This window comes from Novosphingobium sp., assembly GCF_025351285.1.
Lineage (GTDB): Bacteria > Pseudomonadota > Alphaproteobacteria > Sphingomonadales > Sphingomonadaceae > Novosphingobium.
Genome location: NZ_JANXWG010000021.1, coordinates 24,877 through 46,035, shown reverse-complemented (window position 1 = coordinate 46,035; position 21,159 = coordinate 24,877). Strand labels below are relative to the sequence as shown.

At 66.7% G+C, this 21,159-nt stretch carries 19 protein-coding genes; 9 read left to right on the top strand and 10 right to left on the bottom strand.

Features of this window, described 5'->3' with window-relative positions; genetic code table 11:
- Together Q0R16_RS02915 and Q0R16_RS02910 are read left to right on the top strand one after the other, a co-directional pair.
- The gene (locus Q0R16_RS02915) at nucleotides 1-1,287 is read left to right on the top strand and encodes an acyl-CoA dehydrogenase family protein (RefSeq protein WP_295631643.1); all 1,287 of its coding nucleotides are present in this window, start codon (nucleotides 1-3) and stop codon (nucleotides 1,285-1,287) included.
- Between the two features lie 4 nt (nucleotides 1,288-1,291).
- Complete coding sequence (locus Q0R16_RS02910) at nucleotides 1,292-2,272, top strand: NADPH:quinone oxidoreductase family protein (protein ID WP_295631640.1); 981 nt, start codon at nucleotides 1,292-1,294, stop codon at nucleotides 2,270-2,272.
- Here Q0R16_RS02910 and Q0R16_RS02905 read toward each other — a convergent pair.
- Entirely contained in the window at nucleotides 2,269-3,066 is a 798-nt protein-coding gene (locus Q0R16_RS02905; RefSeq protein ID WP_295631637.1) for an enoyl-CoA hydratase-related protein, read from the bottom strand. The genes Q0R16_RS02910 and Q0R16_RS02905 overlap by 4 nt on opposite strands.
- Nucleotides 3,067-3,176: 110 nt before the next feature.
- Between Q0R16_RS02905 and Q0R16_RS02900 the strand changes: the two genes are divergently transcribed.
- Complete coding sequence (locus tag Q0R16_RS02900) at nucleotides 3,177-4,856, top strand: FAD-dependent oxidoreductase (protein ID WP_295631634.1); 1,680 nt, start codon at nucleotides 3,177-3,179, stop codon at nucleotides 4,854-4,856.
- A 145-nt stretch (nucleotides 4,857-5,001) separates the two neighbouring features.
- Here Q0R16_RS02900 and Q0R16_RS02895 read toward each other — a convergent pair whose 3' ends face one another.
- Together Q0R16_RS02895 and Q0R16_RS02890 are read right to left on the bottom strand one after the other, a co-directional pair.
- Entirely contained in the window at nucleotides 5,002-6,009 is a 1,008-nt protein-coding gene (locus Q0R16_RS02895) for an NAD(P)-dependent alcohol dehydrogenase (protein WP_295631630.1), read from the bottom strand.
- Complete coding sequence (locus Q0R16_RS02890) at nucleotides 6,006-6,782, bottom strand: SDR family oxidoreductase (protein WP_295631627.1); 777 nt, start codon at nucleotides 6,780-6,782, stop codon at nucleotides 6,006-6,008. Before Q0R16_RS02890 ends, Q0R16_RS02895 begins: the two co-directional genes overlap by 4 nt.
- 163 nt (nucleotides 6,783-6,945) lie before the next feature.
- Here Q0R16_RS02890 and Q0R16_RS02885 point away from each other — a divergent pair, with 163 nt between their 5' ends.
- From Q0R16_RS02885 to Q0R16_RS02875, 3 genes are read left to right on the top strand one after another with little or no spacing between them, the layout of a single operon-like run.
- On the top strand, nucleotides 6,946-7,977 hold the full coding sequence (locus tag Q0R16_RS02885; protein WP_295631624.1) for a thiamine pyrophosphate-dependent dehydrogenase E1 component subunit alpha: 1,032 nt from the start codon (nucleotides 6,946-6,948) through the stop codon (nucleotides 7,975-7,977).
- The gene (locus Q0R16_RS02880) at nucleotides 7,974-8,963 is read left to right on the top strand and encodes a transketolase C-terminal domain-containing protein (protein WP_295631621.1); all 990 of its coding nucleotides are present in this window, start codon (nucleotides 7,974-7,976) and stop codon (nucleotides 8,961-8,963) included. The genes Q0R16_RS02885 and Q0R16_RS02880 overlap by 4 nt, the downstream gene beginning before the upstream one ends.
- Nucleotides 8,960-9,694 (top strand): alpha/beta hydrolase family protein, encoded by a 735-nt coding sequence (locus tag Q0R16_RS02875; RefSeq protein WP_295631619.1) that lies wholly within the window; start codon nucleotides 8,960-8,962, stop codon nucleotides 9,692-9,694. The genes Q0R16_RS02880 and Q0R16_RS02875 overlap by 4 nt, the downstream gene beginning before the upstream one ends.
- A 127-nt stretch (nucleotides 9,695-9,821) precedes the next feature.
- On the opposite strand, the gene Q0R16_RS02870 is transcribed toward Q0R16_RS02875, so the two are convergent.
- The 4 genes from Q0R16_RS02870 to Q0R16_RS02855 form a co-directional block, all read right to left on the bottom strand.
- Nucleotides 9,822-11,951 carry a hypothetical protein gene (locus Q0R16_RS02870; protein WP_295631616.1) on the bottom strand — a complete coding sequence of 710 codons (2,130 nt, stop codon included), beginning with the start codon at nucleotides 11,949-11,951 and terminating at the stop codon, nucleotides 9,822-9,824.
- Entirely contained in the window at nucleotides 11,948-12,946 is a 999-nt protein-coding gene (locus Q0R16_RS02865) for an acyl-CoA dehydrogenase family protein (protein WP_295631614.1), read from the bottom strand. The genes Q0R16_RS02870 and Q0R16_RS02865 overlap by 4 nt, the downstream gene beginning before the upstream one ends.
- Nucleotides 12,943-14,136, bottom strand: coding sequence for an acyl-CoA dehydrogenase family protein (locus Q0R16_RS02860; protein WP_295631612.1), 1,194 nt, complete (start codon nucleotides 14,134-14,136; stop codon nucleotides 12,943-12,945). The genes Q0R16_RS02865 and Q0R16_RS02860 overlap by 4 nt, the downstream gene beginning before the upstream one ends.
- An 86-nt stretch (nucleotides 14,137-14,222) precedes the next feature.
- The gene (locus Q0R16_RS02855; protein ID WP_295631610.1) at nucleotides 14,223-14,537 is read right to left on the bottom strand and encodes a Rieske 2Fe-2S domain-containing protein; all 315 of its coding nucleotides are present in this window, start codon (nucleotides 14,535-14,537) and stop codon (nucleotides 14,223-14,225) included.
- 144 nt (nucleotides 14,538-14,681) lie between these two features.
- Between Q0R16_RS02855 and Q0R16_RS02850 the strand changes: the two genes are divergently transcribed.
- The 3 genes from Q0R16_RS02850 (at nucleotide 14,682) to Q0R16_RS02840 (ending at nucleotide 18,355) form a co-directional block, all read left to right on the top strand.
- Nucleotides 14,682-15,827 carry an acyl-CoA dehydrogenase family protein gene (locus Q0R16_RS02850; protein ID WP_295631608.1) on the top strand — a complete coding sequence of 382 codons (1,146 nt, stop codon included), beginning with the start codon at nucleotides 14,682-14,684 and terminating at the stop codon, nucleotides 15,825-15,827.
- A complete protein-coding gene (locus Q0R16_RS02845) occupies nucleotides 15,827-16,744 on the top strand; it encodes an acyl-CoA dehydrogenase family protein (RefSeq protein WP_295631606.1) in 918 nt (305 codons plus the stop codon). The genes Q0R16_RS02850 and Q0R16_RS02845 overlap by 1 nt, the downstream gene beginning before the upstream one ends.
- A 69-nt stretch (nucleotides 16,745-16,813) precedes the next feature.
- Nucleotides 16,814-18,355, top strand: a complete 1,542-nt coding sequence (locus Q0R16_RS02840) for a glycosyltransferase family 39 protein (RefSeq protein ID WP_295631604.1) — start codon at nucleotides 16,814-16,816, stop codon at nucleotides 18,353-18,355.
- Between the two features lie 94 nt (nucleotides 18,356-18,449).
- Here the strand turns inward: Q0R16_RS02840 and Q0R16_RS02835 are convergent, their stop codons facing one another.
- Genes Q0R16_RS02835 through Q0R16_RS02825 form a run of 3 tightly spaced genes read right to left on the bottom strand, consistent with a single transcriptional unit; the run spans nucleotide 18,450 to nucleotide 21,102 of the window.
- Nucleotides 18,450-19,289 (bottom strand): LLM class flavin-dependent oxidoreductase, encoded by an 840-nt coding sequence (locus Q0R16_RS02835; protein ID WP_295631602.1) that lies wholly within the window; start codon nucleotides 19,287-19,289, stop codon nucleotides 18,450-18,452.
- Between the two features lie 4 nt (nucleotides 19,290-19,293).
- The gene (locus Q0R16_RS02830; protein WP_295631600.1) at nucleotides 19,294-19,638 is read right to left on the bottom strand and encodes an EthD domain-containing protein; all 345 of its coding nucleotides are present in this window, start codon (nucleotides 19,636-19,638) and stop codon (nucleotides 19,294-19,296) included.
- A gap of 48 nt (nucleotides 19,639-19,686) precedes the next feature.
- Nucleotides 19,687-21,102, bottom strand: a complete 1,416-nt coding sequence (locus Q0R16_RS02825; protein WP_295631598.1) for an aromatic ring-hydroxylating dioxygenase subunit alpha — start codon at nucleotides 21,100-21,102, stop codon at nucleotides 19,687-19,689.
- Nucleotides 21,103-21,159 lie beyond the last annotated feature (57 nt).

The window sequence follows — 21,159 nt, the reverse complement described above, 5'->3', positions numbered from 1 at the left end:
ATGATCGATTTCCGCGTTGAGCCCGATTTTCAGGCCAAGCTCGACTGGATGGACACTTTCGTCCGCGACGAATGCGAGACGATGGACCTGCTGTTTCCGGGCCTTACTTACGATGTGAAGCACGCCAAATCGCGCGCGCACCTCAAGCCGTTGCAGGCGCAAGTGAAGGCGCAAGGGCTGTGGGCGTGCCATCTGGGCGAGCATCTCGGCGGGCCGGGCTATGGCCAGGTCAAGCTGGCGCTGATGAACGAGATTCTCGGCCGATCGTCGTGGGCGCCCACCGTGTTCGGCACCGCCGCGCCCGATACCGGTAACGCAGAAATCCTCGCGATGTTCGGAACGACCGAGCAGAAGTCGCGCTACCTCGCGCCGCTGATGGCGGGCGAAATCGTCTCGGCCTTCTCGATGACCGAACCGCAGGGCGGCGCTGATCCGACCGAGTTCACGTGCAGCGCAAGCATGGACGGGAATGAATGGGTGATCGAGGGCGAGAAGTGGTTCACCTCGAACGCCAAACACGCCGCGTTCCTGATCGTGATGGCGGTGACCAACCCCGAAAACCCGCCGCACAGCCGCATGAGCATGTTCATCGTGGATGCCGCCACACCCGGAATCGAAATCTTGCGGAACGTCGCCACGGTGGGTGAAAGCCCCGACGAGGGCAGCCACGCCTATATCCGCTACAACGCCGTCCGCGTGCCCGCCGATGCGATGCTGGGCGGAGCCGGCGAGGGCTTCAAGGTGGCGCAGGCGCGGCTTGGCGGCGGGCGTATTCACCACGCGATGCGCAGTGTCGGGCGGTGCCGGCGCGCGATCGACATGATGCTCGAACGCGCGGTTTCCCGCCGCACGCGCGGGCGCAAGCTGGGCGATCACCAGTTCGTGCAAGGTCTGATCGCGGACTCAGAAATCCAGCTCGAACAATTCCGCATGCTGGTGCTCAAGACGGCGTGGCTGATCGACGAGGTCGAGGCCGGGCGTGAACCACACGGCAAAGCGCGGCACCACATCGCGATGTGCAAAGTGGCGATGGCGAGCGTGATGCAGGATATCATCGGCCGCGCGGTGCAGCTTCACGGCAGCCTTGGCATCACGTACGAGACCTTCCTCGGCCCGTTCTGGGCGGGCGTTTCGGCGCTGGCATTCGCCGATGGGCCGACCGACGTGCACCGCGCCCAGATCGCGCGCACAATGATGAAGGCCACCAAACCGGTCGACGGCCTGTTCCCGAGCGAGCATATCCCGACCCGGCTGGCGGCTGCCCGCGAGCGCTATCCGGAGGCTTGAGCCCATGTTCCGCGCAGTCATCGCCGACCAGTTGGGCGGCCCCGAATGCTATCAGCTGGTTCCGCACGATCCCGGCGCGCCGGGGCCGGGGCAAGTGCGCATCGCGATCCGCGCGGCGGGGGTTTCGTTCGTCGACGTCCTGACCGCGGCTGGCAAGTACCAGGTCAAGCCGCCGCTGCCGTTCATCCCCGGCAGCGAATGTGCCGGCGTGATCGAGGCGGTTGGAGACGGGGTGACCGGGCTGGAGATTGGCCAGGCGGTGGTTGCGAGCAGTTGGGGCGGGTTGTTCGCCGATGTGGCCGTGGTGGCCGCGCGCAGCGTCCGCCCCGCGCCCTCCGGGCTGAGCTTTGCCGAAGCCGCGCTGTTCCCTGTCAGCGCGTATACCGCGCGCTATGCACTGATCGAGCGCGGGCACTTGCAACCCGGCGAGACGCTGCTGGTGCTCGGCGCGGGCGGGGCGACCGGCCTTGCGGCGGTGCAGCTTGGGCACCACATCGGCGCGCGGGTGATCGCTTCGGCCTCGTCCGCGGACAAGCGCGCGATGGCACTGGCCAATGGCGCCGATGCCGCCGTCGATGCGCGCGCGGACAACTGGCGCGAATTGATCAAGGAGGCCAACCACGGCAAGCCGGTGGACGTGGTGTTCGACCCCGTCGGCGGAGCGGTGACCGAGCCGGCGTTCCGTTCGCTGGCGTGGAACGGGCGGCACCTGGTGGTCGGTTTCACCGGGGGCATCGCCAGCTTTCGCACCAATCTCGCGCTGCTGAAGGGCGCCAGCCTGATCGGCGTGGACTTGCGCCAATATGGCGTGAACGAGCCCGCAGCAGCCGATGCCAACATGCGCGAATCGTTCAAGCTGGCCGAGGTGGGCGCAATCCGCCCGGTGATCGCCAAACGCTACCCGCTGGAGCAGTTCGCCGAAGCCATGGCCGACGCGGAAGCCGGCCGCGCGGCTGGTCGGATCGTGCTGGAAATGACCGCTTAGCCGCCGAACTTCGGCGCGCGCTTTTCCTTGAGTGCGGCCACGCCCTCGCGGTGATCGGCGGTGCGGACCGAGAGCGATTCGTAAGCGATGCCGGCCTCCATCAGCGCGGCGGCGGCGCGTTTGAGCTCCATGTTGGTGAGCAACTTGGTCCAGCGCAGCGCCTGTTGCGCGCCGGCCAGCAGCTTGTCGCAGAACGCATCGACCGCCGCGTCGAGATCGGCCGCGGGGAGCGCGTGGTTGATCAGGCCGATCTCGGCGGCCTTGGTGGCGGTGAGGAGGTCGCCGGTCAGGAGGTACTCTTTCGCGCGGGCCAGCCCGATCCGCGCCGCCCACAGCAACGCGCCGCCATCGCCGGCAACGAGGCCGAGCCCGACGTGCGGATCGCCGATCTTGGCGCCCTCTGCCGCGAACACCACGTCGCACAGCAATGCCAGCGTGGCACCCAACCCGATCGCGTGACCGTTCATCCGGCACACCACCGGCTTTTCGATATCGAGCATGGTGAACACGATGCGCTTGGCCTGGCGGGCTTCGTGGTCGAACAATTCGGGATGGGCGGCGTTGCGTTCGATATGCGCGATGTCGCCGCCGGCCGAGAACGCGCGGCCCGCGCCGGTCAGCACCAGCACGTCCGAGTGGGGGTCTGCGCTCGCGAAAGTCAGCGCTTCGGGCAGTTCATCGTGCTGTGCCAGGTTGAAGGCGTTCATCGCTTCAGGCCGGTTGAATGTTAGCGTCAACAGCCGGTCGCGGCGGGTGAGTTGGATGGTCGTGAAGGCGGGAAGGCTGGTCGTCATGGCACGGGTCTAGCACGCCGGGGCGATATGGAAACGCCGCGCAGGCGATGCATCTTGTGCGGGTCGGGTCCGCACGGTCTAACCCGCGTCATGACCGGAGAATGCAACCAATGAGCGATTTCGACGAGACCTTCGACTGGGTCGTGGTGGGCAGCGGGGCGGGGTCGATGAGCTCGGCACTGGTGATGCGCCGGGCCGGCAAGTCGGTGCTGGTGCTCGAAAAGGCGGCGACGGTTGGCGGCACCACCGCGAAATCGGGCGGGGTGATGTGGATTCCCGGCAACCGCTTCATGGCCGCCGAGGGCGATCCCGACAGCGCCGAGGCGGCAATCACTTACCTCGAAGCGGTTTGCGCCGATGGCCCCGAATTTCCCGGCACCTCGCACGATCGGCGACTGGCCTATGTGGCCGAAGCGCCGAAAATGGTCGATTTCCTGATGGGCGAAGGCATCGCGCTCGAACGCGGATCGCGCTTCTGGCCCGACTATTACGACGAGCTTCCCGGTGGCTGCAAGACCAGCCGGACGGTGGTGGCCAAGCCCTTCGACAAGAAGCAGTTGGGCGCGTGGGAGGCCAGGCTCCAGCCGGGCTTCCTGTCGGTGCCCGCGCGGCTCGATGACGGGATGAAGCTGCCGTTCGCGCACAAAAGCTGGAAGATCCGCTGGATATTCGCGAAGATCGCGGTCGCGGTCGTGCTCGGCAAGCTGACCGGCAAGCACTGGGTGACCGCGGGCGCGGCGTTGCAGGGGCGGATGCTGCAAGCCGCGCTCAAGGCCGGGGTCGATGTGCGCACCGGCGCCGGGGTGCAGGACCTGATCGTCGCGAACGGCGCGGTTGCAGGTGTGGTGATCGAGAAGGACGGCAAGCCATGGCGGATCGGCGCGCGATTGGGCGTGTTGGTCAACGCCGGCGGCTTTGCGCAGAACCAGGCGATGCGCGATCGCTATATGCCCGGCACGCAAGCCGCGTGGTCCAACACCATCCCGTCCGACACCGGCGACTTGTTTCCGGTGCTGGAGCGCGCCGGCGGCGTGCTGGCGCAGATGGACCAGATGGTCGGCTACCAGACCACGCGGATGCCGGGGTTCGATCAGGCTTTCGTCAAGCCGCCCGGCCAAGGGCTGACGGGCAAGCCGCACGCGATACTGGTCGATCAATCGGGCGTGCGTTACATGAACGAGGGTGGCAGCTATGAGCTGTACTGCCAGACCATGCTCGAACGGAACAAGACCGTGGCGGCGGTGCCTAGCTGGGCGATTTTCGACGCGCAATTCGCTGGTGAATACGCGGTCGGCGGGGTCAAGATGGGCAAGAAGACGCAAGGCTGGGCGGACGCCGGCTATCTCAAGCAGGCCGATACGCTGACCGGGCTGGCGGGCGAAATCGGGGTCGATCCGGCTGCGCTGGAAGCAACGGTGGCGCGCTGGAACGCCATCGTGGACAAGGGCGTGGACGAGGATTTCGGGCGCGGCGCGCGGGCTTACGACCAGTGGCTGGGCGATCCGTACAAGGCCGGCAACCCGGCGCTCGGGCGCATCGACAAGGCGCCGTATTACGCCGTGGAGATCGTGCCGGGCGATGTCTCGACATATGGCGGCGTGGTTACCGATGTGCATGCGCGCGTGCTCGACAAGCAGGGCGCGCCGATCGGTGGGCTTTATGCGTGCGGGGTTGCGAGCGCATCGGTGTTCGGCGGCGTGTACCCCGGCGCGGGCGCGAGCGTGGGGCCGTCGATGACTTTCGGCTATGTCGCGGCGAAGCATGCGGCGGGGGTTGGGAACAGTTTGTAGATCGGGGGTAATCCAGCCACCGTTCGTGCTGAGCTTGTCGAAGCACTGTCCTTCACTTCTGCCGCTGTGCAAGAGAAGGACAGCCCTTCGACAAGCTCAGGGCGAACGGAAAATGATGCGCCGCTGAACTTTGATCCCGAGCAACCTAAAGCAAACGCACCCCGATCTTCCCGAAGAACCGCCCGCTCTCCAGATGCCGGTACGCATCTGCCAGCCGCTCCAGATCATAGACCGCATCGACCACCGGCCGGATTGCGTGCTTCGCGCAGAACGCCAGCATCGCCTCATGCTCGGCGCGGTTGCCGACGTTGATGCGCACCACCGGGTGCCCGCCGGTCTCCGTATTGTGCCACGAGAAGTCCGAGCCGAGCATGCCGATGGCCGCGATCACCCCGCCGGGATCGACCACGGCGGCAGTTTTTTCGAGCGCGCTGGCGCCGATCACGTCCACCGCGATCTGCACACCGCGCCCACCCAGGGCCTTGCGCAAGGCTGCGGGCCAGTCGGGCGTGGTGCGGTAGTTGATCGTCACATCCGCACCCAAAGCGCGCGCGCGGGCCAGTTTCGCGTCGCTCGACGAGGTCACCACCACATGCCCGCCCGCCGCCTTGGCGAATTGCAACGCGGCCAGGCTGACCCCGCCGGTGCCGGGGCACAGCACCCATTCGCCTGGCTGGATCGGACGGTGGAGGAACAGCGCGTTCCACGCTGTCAATCCCGCGCAGGGCAGCGTCGCGGCTTCCAGATCGCCAAGTTCATCGGGGATCAGCACCAGGCTTTCGGCCTCGAAATTGCCCAACCGCCGCGCGGTGCCGTCGACCGATCCGCCGAGCATCGTCATCGTCGGGCGCAGGCCTTCGAACCATCCGGTGGCGAACAGCGGGCTGACCCGATCGCCCAGCTTTACGCGGGTCACGCCCTCGCCCACCGCCACCACTTCGCCCGCGCCGCATGACAGCGGGATCACTTCGGGTTCCTTCGCCAGCCCGGCCATCAGGCCGCGGATCACGATCAGGTCGCGGTAATTGAGCGCGGCGGCGCGCAGCCGGACTGTGGCCTCGCCGGGCGCTGGCGCGGGGACTTCGATTGCGCGCAACGCGATCGCGTCGATCCCGGCTCCGCCCTTGATGAAGGCGGCGGTGGTCATGGTCATGCGGAAGCTCCGGTGCTGTCGGGGATGAGGTCAAATGCGCCGAGCAGCGTATGGGCGCGTGCCGCGACCGCATCGCGCCGCTCACCATGCGTGAGGATATACGGCCAATCACCGCGAATGCCGGCGATCACGCGCTCGGCGACCACAGCGGCGTCAATTCCCGGCATCGTGCCTTCGGGTTCGGGGCGGCCAGCGGCGCGGGCGCTGGTTTGGGGAAGCCCGGTCGAGGTCAGTCCAGGGCACAGCACCGACACACCCACGCCATGAGGCGCGAGTTCGAGCCGCAGCACTTCGGACAGCATGGCCAGCCCGGCCTTGGCCGCGCCGTATTCGCCCAGCCGCGCCTGCGGGTAAAGCGCGGCCATCGACGCGGTGTTGACCACATGCCCGGCCCCACGCGCGCGCATGCCCGGCGCGAAGCAGCGCACGCCGTTGAAGCTGCCGGTCAGCTTGATCGCGATCATCCGGTCGAACGCGGCAGGGTCCATGTCGGTCAGTTCGGTGCGGCACGGCCCGATCCCGGCGTTGTTGCACAGGATGTCGACCGGACCGTGCGCGGCTTCGGCACTGGCGCGCGCATCGCCCCACGCCGCGCGGTTGCTGACATCGAGGCGGATCGCGTGAAACGCGCCCGCCAATGCATCGAGCCGCGCCTGGTCCCAATCGGCCACGGTTACGCTGGCGCCCCGGGCCAGCAACGCCCGCGCGATCGCGAGGCCGATGCCGCTCGCGCCGCCGGTAATGAAGGCGTGGCGCCCTTCGATGGTCTGCATGGTGCCCGTTTTCCTGCGCTTGTCGGGGCAAGCTACCCCGGTTGCGGCGGGATCGTGCCTGCCCTGCGCTCGATATCGCGCCAGCGAAGTTACAGCCGGACCCGCGCGCGCTATCACGCCACACGCTAAGACCGCATCCGCACACCCCAATCGAGGACCCTTCATGGCCGAATCGAGCACCGCCAATGCCCCGCAGCCAAGCTCTGCGGCGCTGGTCGATATCTACCGCCGCATGGTGCGGATCGAGCGCAACGATGACGCGATCCGCGCCACCATCCGGCGCGGCAAGCTGATGATGCCGTATTACTCGGCGCGCGGGCAGGAGGTGATCCCCAGCGCGGTCTCGCACCATCTGACCGATGACGACAAGATCTGCACGATCTACCGCGGCATCCACGACATGGTGGCCAAGGACATGCCGCTGCGCCCGCTGTGGGCCGAGATTGCCGGGCGGGTGGATGGCACGTGCAAGGGCAAGGGCGGGCCGATGCACCTCACCCACCCCGAAACCGGCGTGATGGTGACCACGGGGATCGTCGGCTCCTCGATGCCGATCGCCAATGGCCTGGCGTGGGCGGCGCTGCTCGATGGCAGCAAGCAGGTGACGGTCGCCTATTTCGGTGACGGTGCGAGCAACATCGGCGCGTTCCACGAGAGCCTGAACCTGGCTTCGGTGTGGAAGCTGCCAGTAATCTTTGTGTGTCAGAACAACGGTTTCGCCGAGCACACCCGGTTCGAGAAGGCCACTTCGGTCGAACATATCGCCACCCGCGCGATCGCTTACGGGATGCCGGGCTTCACCGTGGACGGCAACGATCCTTGGGCGATGTACGAGGCGGTAGCAATGGCGGTGGAACGCGCGCGCAACGGCGATGGACCGACATTGCTCGAATGCAAGACCTTCCGCTTCCTCGGCCACGTGCTGGGCGACGATGATTTCTACATGACCAAGGAGGAGAAGGCCGCGGCGATGGCCGACGATCCCCTGCCGAAATTCCGTGCGCGGCTGATCGCCGAAGGCCACGCCACCGAAGAACAGCTTGCCAAGATGCAGGCCGATATCGAAGCCGAAGTCGCCGATGCGCAAGCGTTCGGCATGGCCAGCGAATTCCCGTCGGCCGACGAACTGCGCCGCGACGTGTTCGCCACCGAAATGCCCCCCCAACAGTTTTCGGCCATGGAGTTCGGCGCATGAGCGAGATGCTGAAAATGAACGCCATCCAGGCGATCAACGCTGCGATGATGGACGCGATGGCGGCTGATCCTAAAGTGCTCGTGCTGGGCGAGGACATCGCCGATCCCGAAGGCGGCGGCGTCACCGGCACGATGCGCGGCCTTTCCACGAAGTTCGGCGAGCATCGCGTGCGCACCACCCCGATCAGCGAACAGGCGATCATCGGCGCGGCAATCGGCGCGGCGCTGGGCGGCTACAAGCCAGTGGCCGAAATCATGCTGATGAACTTCACCACCGTGTGCATGGACATGATCTTCAACCACGCCGCCAAGCTGCGCTTCATGTCGGGCGGGCAGAGCGCCGTGCCGATCACCATCCGCACGCTGACCGGCGCCGGCTGGCAGACCGCGGGGCAGCACGCCGATCACCTCGAAGGCTGGTTCGCGCACGCCGCCGGCATCAAGGTCGTTGCGCCGTCGAACCCGGCCGATTACAAGGGCTTGCTGATGAGCTGCATCCAGGACCCCGATCCGTGCATCTTCATCGAAAGCGCGGGCACGCTGTTCGTGCCGGGCGAAGTCGCGGCCGATCAGGGGCCGATCCCGCTGGGTGTCGCACGCGTGGCCAACGAAGGCACCGACGTGACGATCGTGACCTGGTCATCGATGGTGCTGCGCGCACAAGCCGCCTTGCCGGCGCTGGCCGAAGCCGGGATTTCGGCAGAGATCATCGACTTGCGCACGGTATCGCCGTGGGACCGCGAGGCGGTGTTCGCGTCGGTGGCCAAGACCGGCCGCGCGATCGTGGCGCACGAAGCGGTGCGCAACTTCGGCCCCGGCGCCGAAATTGCCGCGAGCATCAACGAGGAACTGTTCACCACGTTGAAAAAGCCGGTGATTCGGCTGGGTGCGCCGACGTGCCCGGTGCCGTTCTCGAAGCCGCTGGAGGATGCCTTCCTGGTTTCGCCCGCGCAAGTCGTCGCGGCGGCGAAGTCGCTGATGGCATGACCGCTGCGCCCGCTTTCGCGCTGTTACATGGGGGCGGGCAGGGCAGTTGGGTGTGGGAGCCGACGCAGCGCGCGCTGGAGGCGAAAGGCGCGCGCGTGCTGGCGCTGGATGTGCCCGGCTGCGGGGTGAAGCGCGGGCGTGACTTGGCGGGGATGACCGTCGATCATGTCGCTGCTGAATTGTTGGCCGACATTGCTGGCTGGACCGATGGGCCGGTCACGCTGGTCGGCCATTCGCTCGGCGGAGTGGTGCTGACGCGGATGGCCGAAGCCGCGCCTGACCGCTTTTCGCGCCTGATATACGCCAGTTGTGCCGCGCCGTTGCCCGGTCAGACTCCGATCGCGATGATCGGCGGCGGGGTGCAAGGCGCGAGCCAGAGCGAAGTCGGCTGGCCGGTTGATCCCGCCACGCACACCCCCGAACAGCGCTACCGCGCGATGTTCTGCAACGACATGCCGGCGGGGCAGGGCGATGATTTTCTGGCGCGGCTGGGGCCGGACGTGTGGCCCACCGATACGTTCACCCGCAGCGACTGGCGCTACGATCACCTGGCGCAAATGGCGGTGAGCTATATCTTGCTGGATCGCGATCAGGCGCTGCCGCCGGCGTGGCAGGAGCGTTTTGGAAAGCGGGTCCATGCGGATCGCATCGCGCGGCTCGATGCCGGGCACCAGGCGATGTGGACGCGGGGCGCGGCTTTGGCGGATGTGCTGCTGGAGGAAGCGGGTTAGGGGCCTTTCGGCTTGGCGCTGCCTTCCCAAACCCGTTCGTCCTGAGCTTGTCGAAGGACTGTCCTTTTCTGCTACCTCGCAAAAGAAACAGCAGTCCTTCGACAAGCTCATGACGAACGGTGTGGGGTCACTCCACCACAACCCGAACCCGCGCCAGATTGCGCACGCGCGCGTAAGGTGACGCCGTATTGCCGCGCCGCTCGGACGCGACCTTGAGCGTCACGAACCACGTGCCTGGCCTGGCGAAGCTGTGCGTGGTCGTTAGCGTCAGCTTCCCCGCAGGCTTGGCGGGCAATGCAGCCTTTTCGGGGTAAGTCCCCTTGCCGTCGAAGTCCCACGCCGCCTCGACAACCGCCCCGGTTCCGGCGGGAACATCTACCGTTGCAGCAAACTTCACCGGCTGCCCTACCCGTACCGCCGCGCGCGCCTTGCCATCGGCGGTGAGCGCGATGGTTGGCTGCACCCCGCGCCGATCATGCGCGCCGGCAGGCAGAATCACCTGCCCATCCGCCACCCGATAGCTCGTCGTCTCGGGCGGCGGCGTGCCCTTTTCCACCCACGCCGACACATCGCGCAGCGCCTGCTGGAGCACGCCGATGTAGCTGATCACGCGGGTCGGCTCGTCCTTGTCCTCGCTGGCGCCGTGGAGCGCGTTGTCGGTGTACCACAGGCGATAATGATCGTGCGCGGAAGCGCCGAAATGCGCGTCGAACTTGTGCGCGTACCAATCGGCCTGCCATGGGAAGGCCTCGCGATCGAGCAGCGATTCGACCACGATGATCTTGCCGTTGAACGCGCCCGTCGGCACCGTGCCGGCCGCGCCGCGCGTGAACAGCGGGCCGAGGTTGATCTTGCGCTGCGGGTACTTGGGCGCGCCGTCGGGCGCGCGGAACTGGTCCCACACTGCATAGTCGCGCCCCGGCACCTGGTGGCGATGATAGGTCTGCGCCGCGAGGAAATTGCTGTTGTCGAGCCGCACCTTGTCGCCCGGTCTCACCAGCGCCAGCACCTTGGTATCGACCACGCCCAGCGTCACCGTGCTGCCGCGCAGCAGCCGCACCGCCAGCCGCTTGCCGGCCGCGGCGCCGCTTTCGATCACCAGATCACCGCCTAGGAACCCCACGTCGGGCGGCGTCCCGCCAAGGTCGAACGCCACCGGGCGCTTGCTGCCGTCGTCCAATGCAGTGCGCCACGCGGCATCGGCCGAGCCGCGATCGGTGCCGGGGATGCGCACCTCGGGCAGCCCGCGCGCGACCGCCTTGTCCTCGTCGAGCGGCGCGGCGATGGTGGTTTCAAACTGCAACCGCGCCACCTTCAAGGATTCGGGCGGATCGAAACCGAGGTAGCCGGGCTTGGTCCAGAAATCGGTGAAGTACGTGGGGTCGGCCATGACCATGCCCTGGTAAAGCGCGGTGAAGGCGTGGACGCCCATCGTCTTGTATCCGAACCACGATCGCGGCGGGAAACCCATCGCGGTGACTTCGCGCCAGGCTTCGCGCTGTTCGTCGTTCAATCCCGCTGCCGGATCACCGCTGCCGCCCGCGTCCATCGCATCGACGATTGCCGGGAAATGCCCATCGAGCAGCCGCATCGCGTGCATCCTGACAGCGAACACATTGGGGGCGGCCATCGGCGAACCGAGCACGAACGGCACCGCGCCGTCCCATACGCCCTGGGTGTTCTCCATGCTGCCCAACGTGCGATATCCGCCCCCGCTGCCACCGTAGAGGTAGCCGTAAGGCCGTTTGCCGCCATATAATTTCAGCGCCTGCACCCGCGAAAATTGCGCGGCGGCGGCGTTGGCGCGGAACGCGGCGATGGTCGGGTCGGCACCGAACGCGGGGCCGGCGGTCTGGCTGGTGCCGCCGCCGTTAGTCTCGACGAAATAGCCACCAGATGCGATCGAGAAGCCGATCTTGTCGTCATCGCGATCGGGCTTTTGCGCCAGGTTTTCGTTGTCGGGCACCGGGGTGACGTACTGGAAGAACCGGCCCTGGTACTTGTCGGCGGGTGGGAAATAGAACGAAAAGCGCGTTTCGGTGCCTTTGAACCCGCCATGGATATAGTGGTGCCGGACGGGGGCATCGCGCCATTCGTCGATGTCGATGTAGGGTTCGCGGAACAGGGGGTCTTCGCCAGAAACGGAGGGCGGGGTGGCGGGCTGGGTCATGGCGGGTGCTCCTGCGGTGGGTGCCGGCGGCCCGGCAGCGATCGCCAACAGCGGGAGGAGGGCGGCAAAGGTGCGAATCGGCTTCATGCCCGTGTTCCTTCGAGCAGCGCGCGGCCGCTCAGTTGATCCCAATGGTCGCCATCGCCGAGCAGCGCGGCGTTCAGCAGCGCGCGCTTGAGAAACAGATGGCACGCGTACTCGGCGGTCAGCCCGATCCCGCCGTGAAGCTGGATCATCTCCTCGGTCACCATGCGGTAAACCCCGCAGGCATGCGCCTTGAGCGCGCCCATCGCGAGCAGCGTGGCATCGGCATCGCCTGCGCGTTGCCACAGCAGCGCATCGGCCGCAGCGATCGCGCATTGCAGATCGGCCACCCGGTGCTTGAGCGCCTGGAACATCGCCAGCGGCCGATCGAACTGGCGGCGGGTCTTGAGGTAATCGACCGTCATCGCCAGCGCCGCCTCGGCCCCGCCCAGCGCATCGGCGGCGAGCGCAAACAGCATCGTCGAACGCGCGGTGGCGTCGAGCGCCTGCGCGGCCGTGCCTTCGGCCAGCACCTTTGCCGGTGCATCGTGTGGCACCACCACGTCGAACAAGCGGCGCGTGCGGTCCCAGGTCGGGCGCTCGATCACCGTCACGCCGGGCGCATCGCGCGCGACCAGCGCGACGCGGTCCGGCCGCAGAACGAGCACGTGGCTGGCACGATCGGCATCGGGCACGCACGTCACCATGGCACCGGTGGGCGCGACAGCCAGGCTGGTGGTCATCACCTCACCACCCATCGCCGCTTCGAGCAGTGCGTCGCGGCCGTCGAAAGCGTCAGCGTGGGACAGTGCGGCGATCACGCCCACTTGCGCCACCACCGGCCCCGGCACCAGCGCGCGACCCAGTTCCTTGGCGATCGCGGCCAGCCCTTCGTGGCCAAGCCCCAGCCCGCCGCGATCCTCGGGCACGTGCGCCATCAGCCAGCCCATCTCGCCCGGCAGTGCCGCCGCCTCGTCGCGCGCCAGCCCGTCGCCCGCCTGCCCGTGACTTAGCGCCTTGCGCGCGGCATCGGCCAGTTCGGTGCGGATCTCGCTCATGCGCCCACCCATGATTTCGGTTCGCGCGGCATTTCGAGCATCCGTTCGGCGATGATGTTGCGTTGCACCTCGTCGCTGCCGCCGGCGATCGTCCAGGCGTAGGAGTTCATGAAATCGGCCATCCAGTTGCCCGTTTCCATGCCCCCGCCAAACACGATCGGTTCGTGGTATTGCTGCCCGATCCCGCCCAGCCGTAGCCCCATCGAGGTGAATTCGCGCAAGGTGCGGGCATACATCAGCTTGACCAGCGAGGCGTCACCGACCGCTTCCTCGCCCGCGATGCGCTTGGCCAGAAACTGGTCGGCGAGCGCTTGAGCCGCGTCGATCCGCGTCGCCAGCCGGCCGAGATCGCGCAGAACGCCCGGTTCGTCGCCGCCCACCAATTCGACCAGCCGCCACAGACTGCCGCGCATCCGTGCGCTCAGTTCGAGCAGCGTCAGTCCGCGTTCGGACGACAGCGTCGATTGCGCCACCGCCCAGCCCTGGCCTTCGGCGCCCAGCCGGTCGGCCACCGGCACGTGCACGTCATCGAGAAACAGTTCGGCGAATTCCTCGTCACCGTGGATCTGGTGGATCGGTCGCGCGGTGACGCCCTTGGCCTTCATGTCGAGCAGCAAGTACGTCAGCCCCGCCTGCTTGGCACCTTCACTGCTGGTGCGGACGAGCAGCAGGCATTTGTCGGCGAACTGGCCCATCGTGGACCACAGCTTCTGCCCGTTGACGACGTAGTGATCGCCCCTCAACTCGGCCCGCGTGCGCAAGCTGGCGAGGTCCGATCCCGCGCCCGGTTCAGAAAAGCCCTGGCACCAGATTTCGCCCGCAAGGATGCCGGGCAGGTACTTTGCCTGCTGTTCGGGCGTGGCCCATTCGAACAGCGTGCAGGCGGCGTGGTACGTCGAAACGAAGGTCAGGATCAGCCGCGGCGTATCGGCGCGCGCCAGTTCCTCGTAGATCACCTTCTGCTCGGCCAGGCCGCGCCCGCCGCCTGGCCAGGCTCCGTGAGGACCTTGGGCGGGCCAGTGCGGGATGGCCCAGCCGCCTTCGATCAGCGTTGTGAACCATTTTCGCTGGAGTGCGAGGAACCCATCGTGGCTGGTGCAAGTCTCGCGCCAGTCGGCCGGCGCGTTGGCGGCGAGCCAGGCGCGCAATGTCTGGCGCAGGGTGTCCAGGTGATCGTAAGGTTCGGGCATGGTTTCCGATAGGCACCATCGGGGGCGTTGCTCGCAAGGGGGGACCGATCCCATATCGGCTGGGCGATGGTCCGAAAGGGCAGTCGTCAGGCAGCGATCTCGATCATTCCGTCCACCACCCGCACCGCAAACGTGGCGATCGCCATGCTGGCTGGCGGGCCGAGCGCCTCTCCCGTGGCCAGATCGAAGCGTGCGCCGTGCGTTGGGCACATGATCCAGCCGTTGCGTATCCGCCCGCAAGCGAGCGGCATATCGGCGTGGGAACAGCGGTTCTCGACGGCATGAATACCGTCCTCGTCATGGCACAGCAGGATCGATCGGCCACTTACGCCGACCTCGCGTACGGTGCCGCGCGGCAGGTCTGCCAGCGGCGCGACGGCGGTGAAAACGGGTTCGCTCATCGCATGGGGTTCTCCGATCGCCGGAGGCTTGGCAAGTGCGCGTTTATCACCGGGGCGTTGTCTTGCACCGGGCACCGCGTCGCGATTGTCCGTGCGGCCGCGACTGGGCTATCGCCCTCTCCTTGATTGTGCGGAGCCTGGCCGATGGATTTCACCTGGAATGCCGAACAGGTCGCCTTCCGCGACCGGCTGCGCGGCGTGCTTGCCGCCAATCTGCCCGATAATTGGGAGGCCGTCGCCGGGCACGGTCCAGGGTCGGCCGAGATCACCGAGTTCTCAAAGGCGTTCTGCGCGATGCTCGCCACCGAGGGGCTGCTCACCCCGCACTGGCCCAAGGCGATCGGCGGTGAGGGGCTGGGGCCTTGGCACCAGACCATCCTGGCCGAGGAAATGTGGGGCCACGGCGAACCACGCGGCGCGCAATACATGAACGTCAACTGGATCGGCCCGACGCTGATGCGCTACGGCACGCCCGAACAGCAGGCGCGCTATCTGCCCGGCATTTCGGCGGGCAGCGCGATCTGGTGCCAGGGCTTTTCCGAGCCGGGATCGGGTTCGGACCTTGCTTCGTTGCGCACCCGCGCGGTGCGAGATGGGGACACTTACCGCGTTTCGGGCCAGAAGATCTGGACCAGCTATGCGGGCCTCGCTGAAACCTGCTTCCTGCTGTGCCGCACTGCCGATGATCGCAAGAAGGGCATCTCGATCCTGCTGTTGCCGATGGACACGCCGGGCATCACCGTGCGGCAGATCCCGTCGATCATCGGCGAAGGCGACATCCACGAGCTGTTTTTCGACGATTGCGTTGTTCCCGCAGGCGCCTTGTTCGGCGACGAGGGGCAGGCGTGGGAGATCATCGCCTTTTCGCTCACCAACGAACGGCTGGGCATTCCGCGCTATCACCTGGCGCGGGCGGCGTTGGACCGCGCGGTGAGTGTGCTGAAGGGGCGAGGCGCGTTCGTGCGCGAGGGCGTGCGTGCCGAAGCCGCAAAAGCAGCCGCGCTGTGCGAGGCGGCGCGCATGGCCAGCTACGCCATCGTCAGCCGCCGCGCAGGCGGCGAGGCAATCGGCGCGGAAAGCAGTTCGGCCCGCTTCGCCACGGTGATGGCCGAACGTGCGGTGGCGGAATTCGTGGTGGAGTACCTGCCCGAGGCGCTTGCCGATGCGGAACCCTACCTCAAGATGCACCACCAGCGCGGCATCGTCGCGGGGATTGCGGCGGGGGCGGCAGAAATCCAGCTCAACATCATCGCCACCGATGTGCTCAAATTGCCCAGGGAAGCGCGCTGATGGACTTGTCACTCACCTCCGATCAGATCGCGATCCTCGACGCGCTCGACGGCATGGTCAGGCCCTATGCCGCGATGCCGATCGGCGCGACCGGGTTTGCGCTGACCAGCGCGGACCTTGACCGGGAGATTGGCGAAAGCGGCTTCCTCGATGTGGGACGCGATCCCGATCTTGGCGCGGTCACCGCCGCGCTGGTGGTCGAGCGGCTGGCCCGGCTACCCTTCGCCACCGAAGCGGCGGTGAGCGCGTTGATCGGGCCGCTGTTGGGCGAAGGCACGGGAGGCCCGCTCTGCGTGGTCGATGCTGCGCGGCTGCACCGTCCATTGCGGTTCCTGGCACCGGGCGCGACTGTGGTGGTGCTCGGCGATGCGGTCACCAGCTTCACCGCCGCCGCCGATCAGGTGCGCGCCGAGCCCGAAAGCCTGTTCGCCTATCCGATGGGCACGTTGCTGGTCGATCCTTCGACCGCCTTGGCCACCCGGCACGACATTTCGCCCGACCATGTCCGCACCCATTTGCGCATCGCGCTTGCCGCCGAGGCTGCCGGGCTGCTGTCCGCCGCGCTCGAGGTGACGTGTACGTATCTGGCCGACCGTCAGCAGTTCGGCCGCCCGCTGGCCACGTTCCAGGCGCTGCGACACCGGCTGGCAGAGGCGCAAGTCCGCACCAACGGCGTGCGCTGGCTGGCGTTGAAGGCCGCCGCGACGCTGGATGCGGGAGACGCCGCGCTGGCGCTGCTCCACGCGCAGGAAGCGGCGCGCGCGGTGACGTACGATCTGCACCAGTTCCTCGGCGCGATGGGCATGACCCTGGAGCATCCGCTGCACTTGTGGACTTATCGGCTGAAAGCGCTGATCGGCGAACTGGGCGGTCGCGCCGAACAGGCGGCTGCGGCCGCCGACGCGATCTGGGGCTGAGGCAAGCTGAGCCCGCGCCGCTTGCCGCGCGGCGCAAGATGCTGATAAGTCGGGCCGCATGATGTCCGGATGGCCGAAACTCGCGTGGTGATCGCCGACCGCACTCGGCTCGATCGTCGCGCGCTGCTGGCGGCGCTGGTGGTGTTCGCATTCCACGCCGCCTTCGCCAGCCGCTACGACCTGTTCCGCGACGAATTGTACTTTATCGTCTGCGGCCAGCACCCGGCGTTCGGCTATGTCGACCAGCCGCCACTGGTGCCGTTGCTGGCGGCGGGGCTTTACGCGATCGGGCATGGTGCGTTCGCGCTCCGACTGCCCGGCGCGATCGTTTCGGGCGCGCTGGTCTACCTCGCGGCGCGGTTCGTGGTGCTGCTGGGCGGCGGCAGGCTGGCGGCGGCGCCGGCAATGCTGGCGGTGGCGATCGCGCCGATGCTGATGGGGCTGACCGCAGTGCTCAACACCACGCTGTTTGATCCGCTGCTGTGGACTGCGGTGGCGTATTTGCTGGCGCGCGCGATCCGGTTCGACGACGATCGGGCATTGATCGGAGCGGGGATGGTCGTGGGCCTCGCGCTCGAGATCAAGTACGCGATGCTGTTCTGGGCAGTTGGGCTGGCGATCGGCATTCTCGTCACGCCGCAGCGGCGGCTGGTGTTGCGCCCGGCGCTATGGATCGGGTTGGCGCTGGGTGTGCTGATCGCGCTGCCTTCGTTCGTGTGGCAGGCGGCGCATCACTTTCCGTTTCTCGAACTGGGTGCGGCGGCGAAGGACAAGAACGCCGATGTCGCGCTCGGCCCCTTCCTCGCCAACCAGGCCATGGTGATGAACCCCGCGTCGGCGCCGCTGTGGATCGCGGGGCTGGTTGGTCCATTCGTGGTGGCGCGGCTCAAGGACATGCGTTTCGTGCCCATCGCCTGCCTGGTGGTGCTGGTGATCGTGCGGCTGGGGCACGGCAAGGACTACTACATGGCGCCATGCTATCCGGTGCTGTTCGTGCTGGGCGCGGTCACGCTGGCGCCGCTGGTAACGACAGTTGCGCGCAAGCTGGTGGCCGGGCTGGTCGCGGTGGCAGCCATCGCGGTTTCGGCAGTGATCGCGCCGATCACGCTGCCGCTGCTCTCGCCGTTCGGGCTGGCCCACTACATGACGCGGATCGGGTTCACCCCGCAGGCGCAGGAGCGCAGCTTTGCCGGCACCTCGCTGCCGCAGGTGTTCGCGGACCAGCTTGGCTGGCACGATTTCACGCGGCAGGTGGTCGATGCCTGGGCGCGCATTCCGCCCGCCGACAAGGCGCGGACGGCGATCAAGCTCGACAACTATGGCGAAACCGCAGCGCTCGACATTTTTGGCCGCCCCGCCGGTCTTCCGCCCTCGCTCAGCGGGCACAACCAGTATTATCTATGGGGCCTGCGCGGGCAAGACCCGGTGAACCTGCTGGTGGTGCAGCGCGATGTGGAGGCGTTACGGCCCTATTGCAGCTCGGTCGAAGTGCTGGCCACGACCAGTTCACGCTTCGCCATGGCGTATGAGAACGGCAAGGCGATCGCGCTGTGCCGGGGCCTCAAGCAACCACTCGCCACGTTATGGCCGCAGATCAAGCACTTCGATTAGGCCAGCCGCGGCTTCACCTCCTCGATCACCCACTGCATGAAATCGGTCGCCGCGGCCAGGTCCGGGACAGGCGGCGTGGGGACCGAGCTCATCGTCACACCCAGGTCCTTGAACCAGCCAAGCCGGTCGACGATGCGCTGCAAGCCCTGGCCCGCACGCGCGGTGGGATCGGTCTGTGGCTCGTGCCCTTCGCCGACTTCGCTGGTCGAAAAGCCGTAGAACACCTCGGCCAGCTTGCCGTTGTAATCGGGCTGGCTGCGGATGAAATCGAGCCGCGCAGGAATAGCCTCGGGCTTGGTGAGGAACGGCCACCAGCCACTGGCGTAGCGCGCGGCGCGGCGCGGCGCAGAGCGGCGTCGGCATCGCCGTGCATCCAGATGGGAAGGTGCGGACGTTCGGGGCTGGGCGCGTGGCATTTCGGCTCGAACGCCGCGTCGCGGAAGGACACATATTTGCCTTCGAACACCGGCGCGTCGCTGGTCCACAATTCGATGATCGCGGCCAGGTATTCGTCGGCCATTGCCCCGCGCTCGCGGAACGGCACGCCGAGCAGGTCGAATTCCTCTTTCAGCCAGCCGACCGCGAACGTGACAGTGATCCGCCCACCCGACATCCAGTCGATGGTCGAGAGTGCCTTGGCCGTCACCGCCGGGTGCTGGAGCGGCAGGATCGCGATCGAGGAATTGACCCGGATCGTCTCGGTGGCGCCGGCCATGTGGCCCATGCCGGCATAAGCATGGAAATGATGCGGGCCGGACAGTCCGACGTGCGCAGTCGGGATCAGGAAATGCTCGGGCACCGACAGCATGTCGTAGCCCCATTGGTCGGCCAGCTTGGCCAACCGGGTCATTGCCGGGCCGTCGACGGTGAACTCCCACGGTTGGGTGCGGCCCGCCAGTTCGATCAGGTGCGGCATCGCGAAGGCGAGCTTCATCGCGTCATCCGGGCAGCGCCGTTTCAGCCTCGGTGACCACGAAGGCGCGGGTTTTCGATCGGTCGAACAGCTTTTCCTCGTCGGCGATGACGTCGGCGGGCAGATCGTCCTTGCGCAGCGTTTTCAGCAATCCATCGACCAGCTTGCGATCCTCGAACCACAGTTCGGTGATGACGTCGAATTCGGGCTCGGGCTCGCCCCGCCGCCGCTCGATGTAGCGGCGCTGATAGCGCTTCGCATCGCCCATGTAGGTCATGCACAGCGGCACGTGGCGGATTTCGTAATAGGCGCGGAAGGCGTTGAAGCTCAGCCCCTCGCGGCGCTTCATGAACAGCAGCACCTTGTGCATGGCGGAACCGTCCTCTTCTCTGGCTCGCCAGCCTTAGCGCTGCCGGGCCTAGAATCCCAAGTCCAGAATCGGGCCGTCGAAATTGCCTGCGAGCATCTGCGTCGCCGCTGCGAGCTTGTCCTGCGCCACGCCTTCGAGATAGCCGTCGAGGATGCGGTTGTAGTTGCTGATCATCCCTTCCTTCTCGTGCGAAAGGCGCATGAAGTCGAAGCCACTGGCGTGGACGCCCTTCTGCTGGATCGGGATGTTCGAATAATCCTGCCGCGGGATCGGCGGGAACTGGTCGCTGTCATACGGCAGCCAGGTCGGCTCCGTCGGCACCTGGTGGTCGACGCCCTCGGCCACGTGGGTGAGCGACCACAGCTCGAAGATGCATTCCTCGGGTCCGGTCGGCCGGATGCGGTAAGCCGACATGCTGGTGAAGAACGGCAGCATGAAATAGTGCGGGAACAGGAATTCGACCGAATTGACCGGATCGGACACCGCCACCGCGTTGAGATCGGGCACATTTTCGCCCGCCGCGCGCAATTGCGTGGTGATCATGTGCTGCAACGTGCCGTACCACGTCATCAGCGCCATCTGCGGATCTTCAGGCAGTTCCAGATCGGGCATGGCTTTCGCGATCGCCACTTCCTTGGCGTGGACCATCCCCGCCATGCCCTCGCTCAGCAGTTCGAGCGTCCGCACTTGCGAGGCGATGTTTTCCTTCATCGTCCAGTTGGGATTGATCGCATCGCCGATCCCGCCGGTGTCCATGCCGTACATGCCGTTGTACAGCGCGGGCGCCGCCTTCTGCAGTTGCGGGTGCGTGCGCATCACGTGATAGCCTTCCATGAAGGCCTCCATCGCGATCTTCCAGTTGGCGGGCAGCTTCGTGGCGAACCACCATTCGGCCTTGAGGTTGCTTTTGCCGTGCGCGTCGAGCCGTTCCAGCACCGGGCCCATCGTTTCGTGCAGGCCTGGCGCGGTGTCGTCATGGTTGATCCACGCCAGCCCGCCCCAGGTTTCGACCCGGCACGGCCGCAGGTTCAGGTCATCCTGATCGAGCTGGTGTTCCGAAAACATGTGCTTGCCGTAAACGAAGGTGCACTTGCCCTCGGTGTTGAAGCGCCAGCCGTGGAACGGGCAGATGAAGCCCTGCACCTTGTAGTTGCCGAACCCGGCTTCGGGCACCAAGGGCACGCCGCGGTGGCGGCAGGCGTTGTGATAGGCCTTCACCCCCGATTTGGCGCGGACCACGATCACCGATTTGCCCAGGTTCGAATATTCGATCCAGTCGCCTTCGTTGGGGATCAGTTCGAGCCGGCACGCCATCTGCCACACGTGCGGCCACAACTTTTCGTTCTCGAGCTGGTAGAACGCCGCGTCGTAATAGCGCGGTGTGGGAATGCGTTCGGGGTCGGTAACCTTGAACGGGATCGTGCCGCCGTTCTGTGACACCCCCGTGCCTGAACCATCTGCCATGTCGTGCCTCATTGATCTGGTTTGGCCCCTGAGGGGCTTCGGCGGCGAGCCTAAAGA

What these genes read in the sequence shown, in the direction of transcription:
- Q0R16_RS02835 (WP_295631602.1), bottom strand. Translation starts at nt 19,289, where the DNA reads ATGAAGCTCGCCTTCGCGATGCCGCACCTGATCGAACTGGCGGGCCGC.
- Q0R16_RS02840 (WP_295631604.1), top strand. Translation starts at nt 16,814, where the DNA reads ATGGCCGAAACTCGCGTGGTGATCGCCGACCGCACTCGGCTCGATCGT.
- Q0R16_RS02915 (WP_295631643.1), top strand. Translation starts at nt 1, where the DNA reads ATGATCGATTTCCGCGTTGAGCCCGATTTTCAGGCCAAGCTCGACTGG.
- Q0R16_RS02905 (WP_295631637.1), bottom strand. Translation starts at nt 3,066, where the DNA reads ATGACGACCAGCCTTCCCGCCTTCACGACCATCCAACTCACCCGCCGC.
- Q0R16_RS02880 (WP_295631621.1), top strand. Translation starts at nt 7,974, where the DNA reads ATGAGCGAGATGCTGAAAATGAACGCCATCCAGGCGATCAACGCTGCG.
- Q0R16_RS02855 (WP_295631610.1), bottom strand. Translation starts at nt 14,537, where the DNA reads ATGAGCGAACCCGTTTTCACCGCCGTCGCGCCGCTGGCAGACCTGCCG.
- Q0R16_RS02830 (WP_295631600.1), bottom strand. Translation starts at nt 19,638, where the DNA reads ATGCACAAGGTGCTGCTGTTCATGAAGCGCCGCGAGGGGCTGAGCTTC.
- Q0R16_RS02870 (WP_295631616.1), bottom strand. Translation starts at nt 11,951, where the DNA reads ATGAAGCCGATTCGCACCTTTGCCGCCCTCCTCCCGCTGTTGGCGATC.
- Q0R16_RS02865 (WP_295631614.1), bottom strand. Translation starts at nt 12,946, where the DNA reads ATGAGCGAGATCCGCACCGAACTGGCCGATGCCGCGCGCAAGGCGCTA.
- Q0R16_RS02890 (WP_295631627.1), bottom strand. Translation starts at nt 6,782, where the DNA reads ATGCAGACCATCGAAGGGCGCCACGCCTTCATTACCGGCGGCGCGAGC.
- Q0R16_RS02885 (WP_295631624.1), top strand. Translation starts at nt 6,946, where the DNA reads ATGGCCGAATCGAGCACCGCCAATGCCCCGCAGCCAAGCTCTGCGGCG.
- Q0R16_RS02895 (WP_295631630.1), bottom strand. Translation starts at nt 6,009, where the DNA reads ATGACCATGACCACCGCCGCCTTCATCAAGGGCGGAGCCGGGATCGAC.
- Q0R16_RS02850 (WP_295631608.1), top strand. Translation starts at nt 14,682, where the DNA reads ATGGATTTCACCTGGAATGCCGAACAGGTCGCCTTCCGCGACCGGCTG.
- Q0R16_RS02875 (WP_295631619.1), top strand. Translation starts at nt 8,960, where the DNA reads ATGACCGCTGCGCCCGCTTTCGCGCTGTTACATGGGGGCGGGCAGGGC.
- Q0R16_RS02910 (WP_295631640.1), top strand. Translation starts at nt 1,292, where the DNA reads ATGTTCCGCGCAGTCATCGCCGACCAGTTGGGCGGCCCCGAATGCTAT.
- Q0R16_RS02845 (WP_295631606.1), top strand. Translation starts at nt 15,827, where the DNA reads ATGGACTTGTCACTCACCTCCGATCAGATCGCGATCCTCGACGCGCTC.
- Q0R16_RS02860 (WP_295631612.1), bottom strand. Translation starts at nt 14,136, where the DNA reads ATGCCCGAACCTTACGATCACCTGGACACCCTGCGCCAGACATTGCGC.
- Q0R16_RS02900 (WP_295631634.1), top strand. Translation starts at nt 3,177, where the DNA reads ATGAGCGATTTCGACGAGACCTTCGACTGGGTCGTGGTGGGCAGCGGG.
- Q0R16_RS02825 (WP_295631598.1), bottom strand. Translation starts at nt 21,102, where the DNA reads ATGGCAGATGGTTCAGGCACGGGGGTGTCACAGAACGGCGGCACGATC.